Here is a 17,786-nt window from a genome sequence, read left to right as displayed (position 1 = left end):
TTTAAACCCTCTGTTGCATGGCTGGTTGTTGGAGGATATTGGTAGGGGCGATCGCTTTCCCAGCTTGTGAATTGTGCCTCAGCTTGGTAAAGTGATATTATAGCCTCCAATCTTTTCATGCACAACGGTTGTAGGTTTATGTGTCAATGGAAATAAGAAGAGAAGTTATAGTATAGTAAAATTTTTTCGTATTGCTGTAATGGCCTAGAAAAATTCAAGTTACCTCATTAGTAAATGTTTCAACTAGTACAATAGCGATCGCGCTACTCTTGACTTAGCATTGTAGAGTAGAGTGCTTTGTTGGCTGAGGTGATGAGTTTATCTGGTCTTACTTCTATCAAGCAACTTTTGCAAGAGGTCTACTAAAATAAGTGCAAGCGCCGAAAAAAGCTACAAAACGCCTGATTTTTGCGAATTGCACAGCTAATTAAGTTCGGGATTGCATCTCTCTTTTGAGGAATGTAATTAAATCAACCAACCTTTTAAGCGTTTGGCTATGTGAGGACGGCGCAGTTTTCGCATGGCTTTGCTTTGAATTTGACGCACTCGCTCACGAGAAAGATTGAACATATTGCCAACTTCTTCTAAGGTACAGGGTTCGCTACTTGTCAAACCATAACGCAAAGAAATCACATCTTTCTCCCGTGGAGTTAACACATCACCCAAGACTTCCCAAATCTCCTGACGCATCATGTTTTCATTCATTTTTGCTTCTGGAGACAAGTTATCTTCATCTTCTAGCAAATCCATCAATTCCGTGTCTTCTTCTTTACCGACACGGTGGTTGAGAGAAAGTGCTTGTCGCCGTAGCTGTTGTAGCTGGCGTAGTTGTTGCACACTAATCTCTAAATATTCTGCCATTTCACCTTCGGTAGGATTGCGACAGAGTTTTTGTTTGAGTTCTCGTTGAGCTTTTTTTAGCTTGTTAAGTTTTTCAACAATATGAATCGGTAGTCGAATTGTTCGGGCATCGTTAGCGATCGCTCTGGTAATCGCTTGTCTAATCCACCAATAGGCGTAAGTAGAAAACTTATATCCTTTATCGGGATCAAACTTTTCTGTAGCGCGATTTAAACCCATTGCTCCTTCCTGAATTAAATCCAGAAAAGGCACTCCCCGATTTAAATATCGCTTGGCAATAGATACTACTAATCTCAAGTTTGAGCGAATCATTTTGCGTTTCGCTACTCTCCCTTGATACAAGCGACTTTCTAGTTGCTTTTCCGTCATTCCTAGCTCGGAAGCCACTTCTAGTTTACTGGGTTCATGTTCCAGTTTTAACTCTAAAGCCGCTTGTATTTCTCTGACTTCTTCTAGAAACCTGACTCGCCGCGCTAACTCCACTTCTTCATCAGCTTTTAAAAGCGGATAACGCGCCATTTCCTTAAAAAACGCGCCGACAGCATCATCGTGTTCGGTTTTGTTGTATCCCGAAGGACGAGCCGCCGCCATGTCATCTCCATCGCGTTCGTCTGATTCCAGATTTTCTACTACAATTGGAGGTTCTTCTTCTACCACTGCATTTAAACTATCGAGTGATGGTTCTTCGATATCAGCAGCATTCTCCGGTATTTCCATTTTTCCCAATTCAACAATATTCATATTTTCCTTTAGGGATTGTTGCTTTGTGTGGTACATAATTTATTTACACCTACTCGTTTGAGGCTTGGTAGTTTTCCCTAATGGACGATGCACCCGTAAAGAATAGCGAAATATAGGCTGATGCTAATTTGTCTACAGAAATAAAAATCGGCATCTACCTAGTACCTATAGGTTACAGTTATATACAACCTATAACGAAACTGACCTTAGCACCCAATAAAGCTTTTTCTTCGATTCCCAACAGAGATATTCTTCATTTTTTTCTGAATTATCAAATATGTCAAACCCCCTCAAACTTTCTCAACCTTAACAAATGTAAGAATTACAGTTAACCATCCAAATTTCTTAAACTTTCATATATTTTTCTAAATATTTCTAATGTCTTAAGTGCTGGAGGTCAGTGTATAAAAGGAAGACCTACTACTGGGTTTACGCATTCCCAATTTGATTTAAAGTTACCTACGTGATACAAATTACAAGAGCGGTAGCTTAACTTTGGGACGATCTTACTATGTATAAAAGCATCTCATATACAGAAAGAGTTGAATATCTACCGATAGGCGGAAAAAGGCTACTCCATATTTAGTAGATAGAGCAACTGTTGCAGCAATAGCCGACATCCTTTTATTTGTATAGTGGGCACCAAATATTTATTGCATATATAGTTAATCCGAATTTGTCTAGTAGATTACATAAGAGGAAAATTATCAAGTATTATGAAGAATAACAGTATTGAGAAATACCATTTAAATTTAAGAAAGCGAAAAATTAGAGTTTACTTAGCTAGGTTGATTTTGACCAGCTATGTGAGGAAAATTTTTAATCATAAAGTCAGCAAGTATGTATATTAATGACATAGAATTATCTCCTTTAGTGGTGGCAGAAGCGAGTGAATCATACCAGTCAGGTGCAACTCGGAATCGGTGGGTTGAAGTATTGGTAGACTGTCCAGGAAGTACGGGACTATTTACTTATCGATTGCCAGCCCAGTTAGAAATAAAACCAGGTGATATTTTGAGCGTGCCATTTGGGGCGCAACAATTAGGAGCGATCGCTATTCGATTACTGGCACAACCAAATATCGATTTACCACCAGAAAAAATCCGGGAAGTAGAAGATATAGTCAGCGTTGGATTTTTCCCAAGTGCTTATTGGGAATTACTCAATCAAGTTGCTGCATATTACTATACGCCCCTAATTCAAGTAATCCGGGTTGCTCTACCCCCAGGGTTACTGGGGCGATCGCAGCGTCGTGTGCGTCTGGTTAGAGGCAGAGGGACAGGGGGAAGTAGTTATTTGCTGGCATCTGCCGATCCTTTAGCTTTTTTGACTCCAACTGCGCGGCAAGTTTGGGAACTTTTGCAAGGGAAACCAGCAGGGGACTACAGTTTTGTTTACCTTCAGCAAAAAGTCAAATCTGCTTATCGGGGAATTCGGGAGTTATTGCGATTTGGTTTAGTAGAAAGCTACTTAGAACCGCCGCGATTAACTCGACCAAAGTTGCAAAAAGCAGTCACGCTCACAGGTACAATTGACGACGACTTAACCACTCGCCAACGAGAAATTTTAGAGGTGTTACGGCGGCGTGGTGGGGAGTTGTGGCAAAATGAATTGTTGCAAATTTGCAATGCTAGTTCCTCTATCCTGAAGACGCTCGCACAAAAGGGTTACATTGTTGTTGAAGAACGGGAAGTATTGCGAACTGAACAAGGCCCAGCATTAGTAGGCGATGGCGCTAAATCTTTAACTACTGCTCAAGCTAGCGCCTTAGCGACAATCCAGACACTAGATGGATTTGCTCAAGTTTTATTGCATGGGGTGACAGGTTCAGGAAAAACCGAAGTATATTTGCAAGCGATCGCACCTCTCCTCAACCAAGGTAAATCCGCCCTTGTCTTAGTCCCAGAAATTGGACTCACACCCCAGCTAACCGATCGTTTTCGCGCCCGTTTTGGTAATAAAGTCAGCGTTTATCACAGCGCCCTATCAGACGGTGAACGTTACGATACTTGGCGGCTTATGCTCACGGGAGAAGCCCAAGTAGTTATTGGTACTCGTAGCGCCGTTTTTGCCCCTTTGCCTAACTTGGGTTTAATTATTTTAGATGAAGAACACGATAGCAGCTTTAAACAAGACTCCCCTATACCCACCTACCACGCCCGCACCGTCGCCCAGTGGCGAGCCGAATTAGAAAATTGCCCCTTGGTGTTGGGTTCCGCTACGCCTTCGTTGGAAAGTTGGGTAAGCGTGGAGGGGATGAGGGAGCAGGGGAGCAGGGGAGCAGGGGAGCAGGGGGAGATGAGGGAGCAATATCCTCCTCATCCTCCTCATCCCTCTCACTACCTCTCCCTCCCTGAGCGCATCAACTCGCGCCCTTTACCGCCGGTGGAAATAGTCGATATGCGGCTAGAGTTGCAGCAGGGAAATCGTTCTATATTTAGTAGATCGCTGCAAGTAGGTTTGCAAGAGTTGCAAGAAAGAAAACAACAGGGAATTTTATTTATCCATCGCCGGGGACACAGTACTTTTGTCTCTTGCCGCAGTTGTGGATATGTGTTGGAATGTCCGCACTGTGATGTTTCGCTGGCGTATCACCACACTGAAGAAAAAGCGCCGGAATTATTGCGGTGTCATTACTGTAATTATGGGCGATCGCACCCTAAATTTTGCCCCGATTGTAGTTCTCCTTACCTGAAATTTTTTGGTAGCGGTACTCAACGAGTCACGCAGGAATTAGCACGACAGTTTCCAGAGTTGCGCTTAATTCGTTTTGATAGCGATACCACTCGCAACAAAGGCTCACACCGTACTCTACTCACTCAGTTTGCCAACGGCGAAGCGGATTTATTAGTGGGTACGCAAATGCTTACTAAAGGTTTGGATTTACCACAGGTGACACTTGTGGGCGTTGTCGCCGCCGATGGATTGCTAAATTTATCAGATTATCGCGCCAGCGAACGGGCATTTCAAACCTTGACTCAAGTCGCTGGACGGGCTGGGAGAGGTGAAGATCCGGGTAGGGTAATTGTGCAGACTTATACTACAGAGCATCAGGTAATTGCAGCAGTGCGATCGCACGATTATCAATCTTTCTCTCAAACTGAATTAGAACAACGCCAAGCACTCAATTATCCTCCTTATGGGCGGTTAATTTTGTTGCGCTTAAGTAGTCTTGACCCCATTCAAGTGCAAAACACGGCACAAATTATTGCTACAGCCTTGAGTACAGAAGAAGAATTGGAGATATTAGGCCCAGCACCAGCGAGTATTTTACGAGTAGCTAATCGTTATCGCTGGCAGATATTGATTAAATTTGCCCCCGATGCATTACCACAGTTGCCAGATTGGGAAGAAGTGCGATCGCTTTGTCCTTCGTCTGTAAGTTTAACTATTGATGTAGACCCGATTAATATTATGTGATCGTTTAAAAAGCAAAGGAAAGAAAAAGAAAATGGTTTTAGAGCAACTAAATTTATTTATGGGGATTATCTTTTTACTTTTTACTTTTAAAAATAAAGCTAATTTGCTTGGTAATTGAGTCAAACTAGACATAGTCCACTTTAGATAGATGAAGTGAATCGCAATGTCCTTTCTCAAGGGAAAAGCTGAACTTATCGCTTAATTCATACAACTCAACCATAAATCAAACGTTTGTAAATACACGATTTCAAACATCTGATTGTTATGCTGTTTATTATAAAACCAATTAGAGCCAGCCGTAAATCTTGTTGGGAATGTGTTACACGGTAATCAAATCAATCGAGGTTTTTAAGTGAATACTTTATTAAGCAATTTCATGCTGCAGTCAAGGTATCTAAAACCAGATTGTAGCCAACAGCTTCTTTTCACAACAACAATCAAGCACTTCATGAACAGTAAGCATAGTTGTCCTAGCTGTTCAACTGTTTTACTCCGCCACATAAGCTTGGAAGGTCTTTATTGGCGTTGTAGCTGCTGCCGTCAGGAGATGCCAGTTTTTTGAAGAAGAATGCAGAATTCAGAATTCAGAATCAAGACGCTCGAAGACTCGCTAGAAGAAGCAAAAGTAGATCCTAAGAATTTTTCTTTTCAATTAGGTTACTAAAAAATGTCGCACACGTTAATTAATTTAACATTGCCAATCGTCATTCAAGAAATTGAGAATGTTTTACATGAGTATCCCGAACATCCTTATCAATTCGCCTTTTCAATTCATGAATTGAGGCAAAAGCTAATTGCTCACATTTTAAGTCATGTCCCTAACCGCTATGTAGTTGAAGAGGTACAAGAATCATCTAGCCACTCTAAAGTTAACTACTCTTCCCCTTTAAAGGAGCGGCTACATCTGGAAACGGTCGTTCACGGAAGTATTCTGCATGTCCTGCGCGAAAACGCTGATTGGCTGAGTCACCATATTGCACATATTTGAAGTCAAGAAGCAGGTGATTAAAAAGTAATTTCATGATTTGCTGCCAAAATTACTTGCATCAGATTGACAGCACAGACAAAAATGAACTCTGCCAGCAGCAATTAAAGAAGAATTCAGAATCACTCTTGTGGGGGACTTAAACCCGTTTATTCAGACGCTCTCTAGGAGACGCTACGAGCAGTGTGTCGCAGATGAGCCTTCTCTTGTCCCTAGAGAAGGCTTTACGTTGCGCTATCCATCAGTCTCACAGAATTAAATTCTGTAGCTTGCTTCCCTGAAGGGGCATTCTGGCTCCTGACTGCTGAATTCTGTATTCTGAATTCCACTGGGATTTTGAAGATTTATTGCTTTTTACGTAATTATACTGTGCCAAGTTGAGGAATTAGAAAGTTCCTTTATAATTCTCTTAAAAAGAAGTTCAGTGTTTATGTAATTTCAAGTATTTACTAAATATTTTTTATACAGTCTGGAGAAATAGGTTCCCTAAGACTTGCGTCATTACGTTCGTTTCTAGCCAGTGAAGGATTGCCAGGAATAATCATTGCAGATACTTGGTCAATGTTAATGGACTACTCACGTATCAACTACGAACACAACGGCAAGGTATATTATGATTTACAAACTCAAACCCAAAATACTGGTATTAGCAATTGTTCAAGGAATTGCTTTTCAACCAAATAACGCTCCTGTACCATCTGGGTATATTAAAGATATTGGTCAAGCCTACAATGATATTAGAGGCTTTGGTTGGGTGCGTGAAGATAGCTTAGGCAATACTACACCCACTCCCCTTGATATCCAACTTAATACACGCGATCGCTACCAAAGTGGCATCGATCCGCGACTAAATAGACTGATTCATCTGCAATATCCTCCTAATATTTCGGGAACAGCAGTAAAGATACCTGCTGCTTGGGAATATGCCCTATCCAAAGGTTGGTATAATGTGACTGTTAGTGTAGGTGATGCTAGTAATACTGTAAATAGTAAGCACCAAATTAATATAGAAGGTACGATTGCTATTTCTGGCTTTGTACCAACGGCAACCAAAAAGTTTACCGCAGTTACCCGAATTGTGAATGTTACTGACGGCAAGCTGACAATTGATGCTAAAGGTGGTAAGAATACCAAGCTTAACTATATTGCGATCGCACCAGGCAATCGTCCCTCGATCAGAACAACCAATCCTACTGATGCTCAGATAAATCTGTCGCCAGATATCTCGATTACAGCAGACTTAAATCTCCCCAACAGTGGGATTGCAGTTAATACTATTTCCGCGTCAACCATCAAGCTGATCGATTGCAGTACTAACACGCAAGTCAATGCCAATTACAATACTTCCGGTGGTGGAGATGTAATTGTAGTTTCCCCAATAAATCGTCTCAAGAACAATAGCAAATATTTGTTACAAATCACCGACGGGGTTAAAGATAGCAATGGTGCTGCATTCTTACCCCATAGCATCAGTTTCACAACAGGCACTTTTGCGAACACAGGAAGCAATATTACTTTCGAGCAAATCTCACTAGCGAATGTACCTGCCAAACCTTACACTACAGTATTGATTGGGCCTGACAATAAACTCTATGCTGCCACCTTACTAGGTGAGATTTTGCGTTTCCCGATCAATGCTGATGGCACTCTGGGTACACCACAAACAATTTCCTCATTACAGACTGCAAATGGTGGTAATCGAACGATCGTTGGTATGCACTTTGATCCCTCATCAACAAATGCTAGCAACCTAATTCTATGGGTAACAAATAACTACTACTGGAATGGAACTGTTGATGCGCCAGAGTGGAGTGGGAAAATTACTCGCTTGAGCGGTATCAATCTAGAGACAGTAAAAGACTATGTGGTTGATTTACCACGATCTAGCCGGGATCATCTAACCAACAGCATTGAGTTTAAGCCCAATGAGCCAAATGTGCTGTATGTGTTGCAGGGTAGTAATAATAGTACAGGCGCACCAAACACAGTCTGGAGTAATCGTCCTGAGCGGTTGTTAACTGCTGCTGTATTACGAGTCGATCTGTCCAAAATTACCTCACCTCCTGTAAGTGTAAAGACGGAGGATGGAGGTACTTATAACCCCTTTAATCTGGGAGCGCCTGTAACCATCTTTGCCAGTGGTGTCCGTAATGCCTACGATCTGGTTTGGCATAGCAATGGTCAATTATATGTACCAACGAATGGTTCGGCGGCTGGTGGCAATACGCCAAATACACCTACCCCCCTACCTCTTGCGTGCCAAAATCGTATTGATAAGGCTACAAATGGCGCTTATACGAGTCCATCTGTGCCTGGACTTACCAGTGTAGAAACGCAGCGAGACTTTCTGTTTCGCGTTGTTCAAAATGGTTATTATGGTCATCCAAATCCGAAGCGTTGTGAGTGGGTGTTGAATGGAGGAAATTCCACAGATGCTACAGACCCAGGTCAGATAAAAGAATATCCCATTGGTACTTTACCTGACCGGAATTGGAAGGGTATAGCCTTCGATTTCGGCGAGCATTTTTCACCGAATGGCATCATTGAATATCGTAGTAATGTTTTAGATGGTCAGCTGCAAGGCAAACTGCTAGTGACACGTTTTAGTGTTGGTAAAGACATCATTGTGCTAACCCCAGGTGGTGCAAACTTGGATATTGTAAATTCCCAAACTGGTATTACTGGCTTCACTGGTTTTAACCCAAGTCCATTGGATTTGGTTGAGAATCCCACCAATGGATATCTCTACGTGGCGCAGCTCTCTCAAGAGACAAGCATAGGCAAAATTACACTTCTGCGTCCACTAATTAGAGAAGTTTTTTGACACATAAATATGAGCGATATACTGAAGCATATTGAAGAAAATCCTAAAGTGCTATGTCATTAGGTTAAAATTAACGCATATAATTAGATGCTTTTGCCTAATTATCAACAGTAAATATCTCAAATCCTTATTTTTTCGTACAGACTGGCTAATTTAGGATGATTGCATTTACGGACTATAGCCTAGCCACATAAAGGCTTTGAAGGTTTTCGGAGATGTCTATCCAAGTTCCTGATACAGCGTCAAACAAAGCAGTGGGGAGAGACGCGATTAATCGCGTCTCTCCCCACTCCCCATTTTCATAACAATTTATCCAAGCGGTTGATTCTCATCACATTGACGTGAATACTGGAATTCCAACTCATTTTGCCGTTCTCTACCTCCTCTATAGATAACCGGACAAAACTTAGTGTTGGCGCTCATACAATCCATGTGTGGTGTTTTAGCGCATACCACGAGTAGTCCACCCAGTACAAACAACAAACCACAAATTGCAAGGGTATTAACCCAATAAATTTCCAGCGCTCCGTGAACTACTACCTCTCGCAGTAGAGATACAATTGTTACTTCAACTGCTACTCCCACAGAGATACTATGTTCTTGCAAATAGACCATTAATAGTCGGAATAACTCGACTAAAATCAACACAAATAGTATTTTTGCAGTCACATGTTTATAGTCTAGTGGCTGCATGAGGGCGATCGCTATCCCCCACAATTGGATCAGCATGACGGCGAACAAACCCAAACACAAAACAATCACAATTAAGTCTTGAAAGGCTTCCATATTGCGAACAATTGAGTGCCGATCGAGCCAGCGATCGCTAAATAAAAATCGACTTTTCTGGCGCTTTTGCATTTACATTTTTCCAATCGGGACTAGTTCAGACAACACCAGCGAGTCAACCCAATAGTTTTATGTTATGCAATATTAAGTTTTTCTGCCTCAGCGAGGTTGGTAATTTAAATTTTGTGCTTGTTGCAACAATTGCTCGGCGTTTTTTGCCCACTGAGGATTTTTTTGAGCATTGTATAAATCTCTAGCAAATTGCAATACTTGTACTGCATCACCATATTGCTGTAACTGGATAAAAACTAAGCCAGCACCATAATAAGCGTTAGGATAATTAGAGTTAGCTTCGGCTGATTTTCTAAAAGCCTCTAATGCTTCTTGTAATTTACTTTTTTGAAATAAAATTGCACCGAGGTTGTAGTAAGCCTCTGGATACTTGGGATTAATTTTTAATGCTTGATAAAATGCATCCCTGGCTTGATCTAGTTTACCTTGTTGGAGATAACACATCCCTATATGGTAAGGAGGTTCTGGTGCATTTTTGCTATATTCTATGGATTTTTTAAAAGATGCGATCGCTTGCTTACAATCTCCTTGCTGTTCTCGCACCAACCCCAAGTTATAATGGGCAAATCCCAGCTTGGGATCGAGTTCTAGGGCGCGTTGTAAATAATCGTTAGCTAACTGTAAATTATTGCCTTCTAACAACGCTCCGCCTAAATTAGCAAAAGCTGGAGCAAATTTCGGATCGGCTTGTGTGGCTCGATAAAATGCATCCGCAGAGGGTTGTAATTGTCCAGTTTGTCGGAGTGCTAGCCCTAAATTATAGTGCGCTGGTGCTAATGTCGAATCTAATTTAGCTGCTTGTTTAAAGGCTGCGATCGCATCTTGTACCCTTCCCGCCTGAATTGCTTGTAAGCCTTGGTTTAACCAGTCTAGGGCAGTTTTAGCATGAGATTGTGCCAACTTTGAGGCAACAGGAGGAGATAGAGCAAGGGAGGGGGAGGAAATACTCATAACCAGCATCAAACTTACTAACCCTGCTATGCGATATTTAAAGAATGATAATCTCATTGATTTTCTGACTCGCAACACTTTCAGTTAAATTTACTTCATAAAAAGTTTTTTACAAAAGTTTTTGATTCAGCATAAAAATTTTTTATCCTTAACTTTTCTTAAGCTAAATCTTACGACAGGCTACAATTTTTTTTAATTTCGATTAAAAGAAGGATAATAACAAATTAAAGAAGGGGTAATTTTGACTCTAGAGAACCATTTTCTATCCCTGATAAAAACAGAATAATGCGGTTATAAAAGACTTACCGCAAGTGAGGTTTTATGAACGAAAAAGTAAAATCGGGTTCGCGGAACGTTGCAATTGTCGGGCCTTATTTAAGTGGAAAAACCACTTTACTAGAAAGCTTGTTATTTGTCACAGGGGCAATTTCCCGCAAAGGCAATATTAAAGACAGCAATACAGTTGGAGATAGTGCAGCCGAATCGCGCGATCGCCAGATGAGTGTAGAAGTCAGCGCCGCTAGCACTGAGTATAACGGCATTCGCTTCACTTTTATTGACTGTCCGGGAAGTATAGAATTTGCCCAAGAAACGTACAATGCTTTAATCGGAGTCGATGCAGCAATTGTAGTTTGCGAACCCATCCGCGAACGAGTCCTCACCCTCGCCCCTCTATTGAAATTCCTCGACGATTGGGAAATTCCCCATATCGTCTTTGTCAACAAAATGGATCGGGCAAATATTCACGTTCTAGAAACATTACACGCCCTGAAAGCAGTATCTAGCCGTCCCCTGGTAGCGCATCAATATCCCATCATGAATGGGGAAGAACTCACCGGCTTTATTGATATGGTGAGCGAACAAGCATATAAATATCATCCCGGCGCACCTGCTGACCCCATCCCCTTTCCCGAAAGTTTAAAAGCAGAAGAACATGCAGCACGGGCAGAAATGCTTGAAGCCCTCGCAAATTTTGACGATCATTTACTCGAAGAACTTTTAGAAGACATCGAACCACCCCAAGAGGAAATCATTAAAGATTTAAAAATGGAATTAGGGGCAGATTTGGTAGTACCCGTTTTCTTTGGTGTAGCAGAACAAGATTATGGTGTTAGACCTCTATTAGAAGCCTTGTTACGAGAAGCCCCCGAACCAGAAAGCACAGCAGAACGTCGTTTAAAAAACATCAAAGGTGATACAGCTTTAGCGCAGGTATTAAAAACTTTCTACACTCCCCAAGGTGGGAAACTTTCTCTCGTGCGTGTTTGGCGGGGCAAATTAACTGATGGGATTGTCCTCAATGGCATTCGCACTGGGGGAATTTATCGCCTCATGGGACAACAACAGCAGTTTGTTAATGAAGTTTTTGCTGGTGAAATTGTTGCATTGAGTCGTTTAGAAGGCATTAAGACAGGCGATACAATCTCCACAGAACAGCAATCGGCGATGGAATTACCCAAAGCTGTACAGTTGGAACCTGTATATGCCCTCGCCATTACACCAGAAAAGCGCAACGATGAAGTTAAACTCAGCAGTGCGATTAACAAGTTGTTAGAAGAAGACTCTTCACTTGCTTGGGAACAACACGGCGATACTCACGAAGTTATCTTGTGGGGTCAAGGCGAGATTCATTTGCAAGTTACCTTAGATAGACTGCGCCGCAAGTATAACTTGCCGATGACAACTCATTTGCCGCAAGTTCCTTACAAAGAAACCATCCGCAAAACGGTAGCTTCAGTTCATGGACGCTACAAACATCAAAGTGGTGGTCACGGACAGTTTGGTGATGTTTTTCTCGACATCAAGCCTTTACCACGCGGTACAGGTTTTAACTTTAATGAAACCATTGTCGGCGGCGTGATTCCGAAACAGTACATTCCTGGCGTAGAAATGGGCGTGCGGGAATTTCTCACACATGGGCCTTTGGGCTTCCCAATCGTGGATTTGGCGGTAACTCTGACCAATGGTTCGTATCACAACGTTGATAGTTCCGAACAAGCCTTTAAGCAAGCCGCCCGATTAGCAATGCAAACGGGCATAACCCAAGGGGAACCTACCCTGTTAGAACCAATTCTGCGGGTGGATGTTACCACACCTAGCGAATTTACCTCCAAAGTGCTGCAACTGTTGAGTGGTAGACGGGGGCAAATTTTGGGCTATGAGGGGAGAAATGATTGGCAAGGTTGGGATAATGTTTCTGCATACTTGCCACAAGCAGAGATGCAAAACTTTATTGTAGAGCTGCGATCGCTCACCTTGGGCGTTGGTTCCTTCCACTGGGAATACGACCATCTCCAGGAAGTGCCAGAAAAGCTTGCCGAACGTGTCATTCACAACAATGGCAATGGTAGTAACGGCAACGGTAAGTAATTTGGGATTTTGACTTAATTGTAGAGTAGCGTAGGCATCACACCAAGGCTGAGATTCCTGACTTCTGAGAAAAGTCAGGAATCTTTTTCAATCTATAAAAGGATTCGTAAACCGCATGCCCTCAACCGTCGCATCTGATGCAAAATCCTCAGTGTAGACTTCTTCAATTTGTTTAAGGGAACTCCAAGAAATAAATTATCCAATATTGTGGGGCGGGCAAGATGCCATAGGTGTCAAGTTAAGCTCAAACTTACTATGTCAATAAGCATTTATGCTTAAAAATTCGGTTTTAAAGGGACAATTAATGCTTTGTTTATTAGCATCACTCCCAGCTTGCGTATAAAAGTCAGAAAAAAATTGGGCTGCACTCCCATAAACGTTTCATGTCATCTGTCAGTAAGGTAAGATATTTAACCCTTGAGAAGTATTGACATATTAAAATTCTTGAGACTTCATCTTGCATATTCTGAAAAAACGTTATAAATTATTAGATAATAGGGGAATAATCTGACTTATTAGTGTCAAAAAAGAATCCTGAGCAAGTAAATATACTGTAACCACTTTTAACTTCACACAACCCTAAACAGCACTGAAGATATGTTTTTATTTGGTAAAGTAAAGATTCTGGACAGACAACAGAATAATAAATAATCTAAAAATATATCTTATGTGACTGTTTTTGGGAATCATGTTACTACTTGCGGTGGATAGCAACAACTATAATTCACCAAAATAGTAATAGATTACAACCAATTAACTAACAATAAAGTTGCAGAAATGTCAGCAAATTTATTTATTGTTAGTTGATTATTTTTTTGTCAAATTATCTTTGCTATTCAAAGAATCGTTTTTGTTATGCTGAGAAGAGCAAAAATAATAAATAAAGACACATCTACCACAAATTCACAATCCTTATGGAGTTATTCTGGCGATGCAGCTAAACGAATTGGAAACTACTGAGAATTTAAAAGAAGTGGAAGAAGCATGGCTAGCACTAGAAAAATCAATTCTCTATTATCAAGGTCGTCCTGTTGGGACAGTAGCCGCTTATGATGCCTCTGTAGAAACACTAAATTACGATCAGTGCTTTGTCCGAGATTTTGTTTCTTCTGCTCTAATTTTTCTGATTAAAGGTAGAACAGACATTGTTCGTAATTTCTTAGAAGAAACCTTAAAATTACAGCCTAAAGAAAAGGCATTAGATGCCTATAAGCCAGGACGAGGATTAATACCAGCTAGCTTTAAAGTGGTATCAGACAATGGACAAGAATATTTAGAAGCAGACTTTGGCGAACATGCGATCGCTAGAGTTACGCCTGTAGATTCTTGTTTATGGTGGATTATTTTGTTGCGTGCTTATGTAGTCGCTACAGAAGATTTTTCTCTCGCCTATCGACCTGAATTCCAAAATGGTATCAGGTTAATTATGGAAATCTGTTTGGCGAATCGTTTTGATATGTACCCAACGCTGTTGGTTCCAGATGGCGCTTGTATGATTGACCGTCGTATGGGGATTTATGGGCATCCTTTAGAATTACAAGTCCTCTTTTACACAGCATTACGTGCATCTCGTGAACTGCTAATTTGTCAAGGTAATTCTGATATTGTTGAAGCCATTGATAACCGTTTACCTCTTTTATGCGCTCATATTCGCCAGCATTATTGGATAGATATAAATCGCCTGAATGCAATTTATCGCTTCAAAAGTGAAGAATATGGCAAGGCTGCTGTTAATCTGTTCAACATATATGTAGATTCCGTTCCCTATTATGAATTAGATAAGTGGCTACCAAAAAAAGGTGGTTATTTAGCAGGTAATGTTGGCCCTTCGCAGCTAGATACTCGCTTCTTTTCACTCGGAAACTTAATGGCAATCATTTCCGACTTAGCCACCGAAGAACAGTCACAAGCAATTATGACTCTCATTGAGCAAAGATGGGATGATTTGGTGGGAGATATGCCAATGAAAATTTGTTTCCCAGCTTTAGAACATGAAGAATACAGAATTGTGACTGGATGCGACCCCAAAAATATACCTTGGTCGTATCATAATGCTGGTAGTTGGCCAGTTTTAATGTGGATGTTAGCGGCGGCGGCGGTAAAAACTAATAGAACAAATCTTGCACAAAAGGCAATTGAAACTGCCCAAGGACGACTTAGTACAGATGAATGGCCAGAATATTATGATGGTAAAAAAGGGCGACTGATTGGCAAACAAGCTCGAAAATATCAAACTTGGACAATTACTGGGTTCTTATTAGCAAAAGAACTGATGGCAAACCACACTTATTTACCATTAATCAGCTTTGGAAAATTACCAGCAGAACAGGTTTCTAGAGCGTGTGAGTTTGAAATCGCCAGTGTAGACCCGTATATGCAATAATTCGTAATTTCTAATTCGTAATTCGTAATTAAAAGACAGTTCCCGACAAAAACAACTATAAACAAGGGGTAATTAAACTCGAAAATTACGAATTACGAATTAGTAAAGGGTTGGGAGTTAGAATACAAAAGCCTCCTGACTCCTGAATCGTGTTTTCATGACAAACCCCCGTCAATTAGCTTTTATCGCCCTGCGAGATGTTCATAAGGGGGCTTATGCTGATGTTGCCCTAGATAGAGTGCTGCAAAAAGTTAATTTACCTGATTGCGATCGCCGCTTGCTGACAGAATTGGTTTATGGGAGCGTCAGAAGGCAACGCACCCTCGATACTCTCATCGATCAATTTGCCAAAAAGAAATCTCATCAACAACCACCAGACCTCTGCACCATCTTACATCTGGGCTTCTACCAGCTACGTTATCAAGAACGCATTCCCGCCTCAGCTGCTGTTAATACTACCGTCCAACTCGCTAAAGAAAACGGTTTCTCTGGACTCACAGGTTTTGTTAACGGTTTATTACGCCAATACATCCGCCTTGCAGAGAAGATAAAAGCAGATCCGTTACAACTTCCAGAAAACCCAGTGGAACGCTTGGGTATTTTACACAGCTTTCCTGATTGGATTATTCAAGTTTGGTTAGAACAACTGGGTTTGAACGACACAGAAGAACTGTGTGAATGGATGAACCAATCACCAACAATCGATTTACGCATCAACCCACTTCGCACTTCCATTGAGGAAGTTGAGGCGGCTTTGCAATCTGCTGGTGTTTTGGTAAGACGGATTCCTCATTTACCGCAAGCTTTACGATTTATTGGTAATACTGGGTCAATTCAAAAACTACCGGGTTTTAAAGAAGGTTGGTGGACTGTACAAGATAGTAGCGCTCAATTGGTAGGTCATTTGCTCGACCCCCAACCCGGTGAGGTGGTAATTGACGTTTGTGCAGCACCAGGGGGGAAAACAACCCACATTGCTGAGTTAATGGCAGATAAAGGGAAAATTTGGGCTTGCGATCGCACTTCTTCTCGTCTTCGCAAACTCCAAGAAAATTCTCAACGCCTGAATTTACAATCTATTCAAATTTACACTGGCGACAGTCGGCACTTCAACCAATTTCAAAACACCGCAGACCGGGTATTACTCGATGCTCCATGTTCTGGTTTGGGAACCATGCACCGCCATGCTGATGCGCGTTGGCGACAGACACCAGAATCTGTCCGAGAACTTTCGGTGCTGCAACGAGAATTATTAACACATACATCAACTTTTGTCAAACCTGGTGGTGTATTAGTTTATGCCACCTGTACATTGCATCCAGCAGAAAATGAAGAAGTAATTTCGGCATTTTTAGCCGAGTCACCTGAGTGGCAAATTGAGTCTCCGAGAGGCGTTGAGTTACCAGATTCTACCGATAGTACACCTGAAGGTTGGTTTAAACTTTGGCCTCATCGGCAGGATATGGATGGTTTTTTTATGGTGCGCTTAAGAAAAACCAATAATTCCGAGTGAATACTGTTTGGGATTGTACGATTTGGTGGAGGCCTGAATCTACCAGAGGAGGCAGCTATGGTTTCCCCTTCCAATGTGAAAAATTTAGTTAAAATCCTGATTGGAGCCGCCTGGATCGATGGCAGAATCCAACCAGAAGAACGGCAATATCTCCGCGAAATAGCTCAAGCAAAAGGTTTAGCTAACGACCCAGAAATTAAGCCTTGGCTGTACGAATTAGTTCCTGTACAGCCAAAAGAATGCTACGACTGGGTGCGGGAGTATCTAGGCGATCGCCCCAGTCTTGAAGATTGCGAAAATCTGATTGAAGCCATCAGTGGCTTAATTTATAGCGACGGTGAAGTTGCTGTCGAAGAAGCTAGACTCCTGACAGAATTGCAGGATATAGCGAAGCCGAATGAGTCAAATCAACCGGCTCACACTGCACTTCTCAAACAAATTCAAAAGCTTTACCGCCGTTGGGTTGAAGTCCAAAACTAACATGGAGTTATAAGTCTCTCCAAGAGGAGGCGGTGAATTATCTCACTGCCTTTTTGTGTCTCTTCGCATGCTCCGCGATCAATTAAGACGCGATTCATCGCGTCTCTACATGAGGGTTTTGGGGTTAATAGTACTTACGCACTGAAGCCTGAAACCTAGATCCCCCCTAGCCCACGCCAGTCGCTCCACTTGGGGAGACCCCAAGACCGCGCTGGCTCCCCTTAAAAAGGCTACGGTGTACACACAAGTCTGAAATAGCTGATTAACCAGGGTTTTACCCCACCCTAACCCTCCCCGTATGTATTGGGGCTACGGTGTACATACAAGTCTGAAATAGCTGATTAACCAGGGTTTTACCCCACCCTAACCCTCCCCTTGCAAAGGGGAGGGAACTAGATTT

Annotated in this window: 10 protein-coding genes; 7 read left to right on the top strand and 3 right to left on the bottom strand. The window is 41.7% G+C overall.

All coding sequences use genetic code 11. The features are described 5' to 3' along the window. Positions 1–465 precede the first annotated feature (465 nt). The gene (locus tag HWQ37_RS24205) at positions 466–1,638 is read right to left on the bottom strand and encodes an RpoD/SigA family RNA polymerase sigma factor (protein WP_292751898.1); all 1,173 of its coding nucleotides are present in this window, start codon (positions 1,636–1,638) and stop codon (positions 466–468) included. A gap of 804 nt (positions 1,639–2,442) precedes the next feature. Here HWQ37_RS24205 and priA point away from each other — a divergent pair. The 3 genes from priA (at position 2,443) to HWQ37_RS24190 (ending at position 8,831) form a co-directional block, all read left to right on the top strand. Next, on the top strand, positions 2,443–5,022 hold the full coding sequence (priA, locus tag HWQ37_RS24200; RefSeq protein WP_292751896.1) for a primosomal protein N': 2,580 nt from the start codon (positions 2,443–2,445) through the stop codon (positions 5,020–5,022). 667 nt (positions 5,023–5,689) lie between these two features. Then, entirely contained in the window at positions 5,690–6,010 is a 321-nt protein-coding gene (locus tag HWQ37_RS24195; RefSeq protein WP_292751893.1) for a hypothetical protein, read from the top strand. A gap of 610 nt (positions 6,011–6,620) precedes the next feature. Beyond that, on the top strand, positions 6,621–8,831 hold the full coding sequence (locus HWQ37_RS24190) for a PQQ-dependent sugar dehydrogenase (RefSeq protein WP_292751890.1): 2,211 nt from the start codon (positions 6,621–6,623) through the stop codon (positions 8,829–8,831). Between the two features lie 309 nt (positions 8,832–9,140). Here the strand turns inward: HWQ37_RS24190 and HWQ37_RS24185 are convergent, their stop codons facing one another. Then, the gene (locus HWQ37_RS24185) at positions 9,141–9,689 is read right to left on the bottom strand and encodes a phosphate-starvation-inducible PsiE family protein (protein WP_292751887.1); all 549 of its coding nucleotides are present in this window, start codon (positions 9,687–9,689) and stop codon (positions 9,141–9,143) included. 87 nt (positions 9,690–9,776) lie between these two features. Further along, positions 9,777–10,697, bottom strand: coding sequence for a tetratricopeptide repeat protein (locus HWQ37_RS24180; protein ID WP_292751884.1), 921 nt, complete (start codon positions 10,695–10,697; stop codon positions 9,777–9,779). Positions 10,698–10,961: 264 nt separating this feature from the next. Between HWQ37_RS24180 and HWQ37_RS24175 the strand changes: the two genes are divergently transcribed. The 4 genes from HWQ37_RS24175 to HWQ37_RS24160 all read left to right on the top strand — a co-directional run bounded on the left by HWQ37_RS24175 (position 10,962) and on the right by HWQ37_RS24160 (position 17,386). Continuing rightward, positions 10,962–13,010 (top strand): elongation factor G, encoded by a 2,049-nt coding sequence (locus HWQ37_RS24175; protein WP_292751880.1) that lies wholly within the window; start codon positions 10,962–10,964, stop codon positions 13,008–13,010. Between the two features lie 931 nt (positions 13,011–13,941). After that, positions 13,942–15,393 (top strand): glycoside hydrolase 100 family protein, encoded by a 1,452-nt coding sequence (locus HWQ37_RS24170; protein WP_292751877.1) that lies wholly within the window; start codon positions 13,942–13,944, stop codon positions 15,391–15,393. Positions 15,394–15,550: 157 nt separating this feature from the next. Continuing rightward, positions 15,551–16,906 carry a 16S rRNA (cytosine(967)-C(5))-methyltransferase gene (locus HWQ37_RS24165; protein WP_292751874.1) on the top strand — a complete coding sequence of 452 codons (1,356 nt, stop codon included), beginning with the start codon at positions 15,551–15,553 and terminating at the stop codon, positions 16,904–16,906. Positions 16,907–16,963: 57 nt separating this feature from the next. Further along, the gene (locus HWQ37_RS24160; protein WP_094347249.1) at positions 16,964–17,386 is read left to right on the top strand and encodes a tellurite resistance TerB family protein; all 423 of its coding nucleotides are present in this window, start codon (positions 16,964–16,966) and stop codon (positions 17,384–17,386) included. The last annotated feature ends 400 nt before the right edge of the window (positions 17,387–17,786 follow it).

The sequence above is a fragment of the Nostoc sp. NMS4 genome (assembly GCF_017115095.1).
Lineage (GTDB): Bacteria > Cyanobacteriota > Cyanobacteriia > Cyanobacteriales > Nostocaceae > Nostoc.
This window is presented reverse-complemented; position numbering and strand designations above follow the sequence as displayed.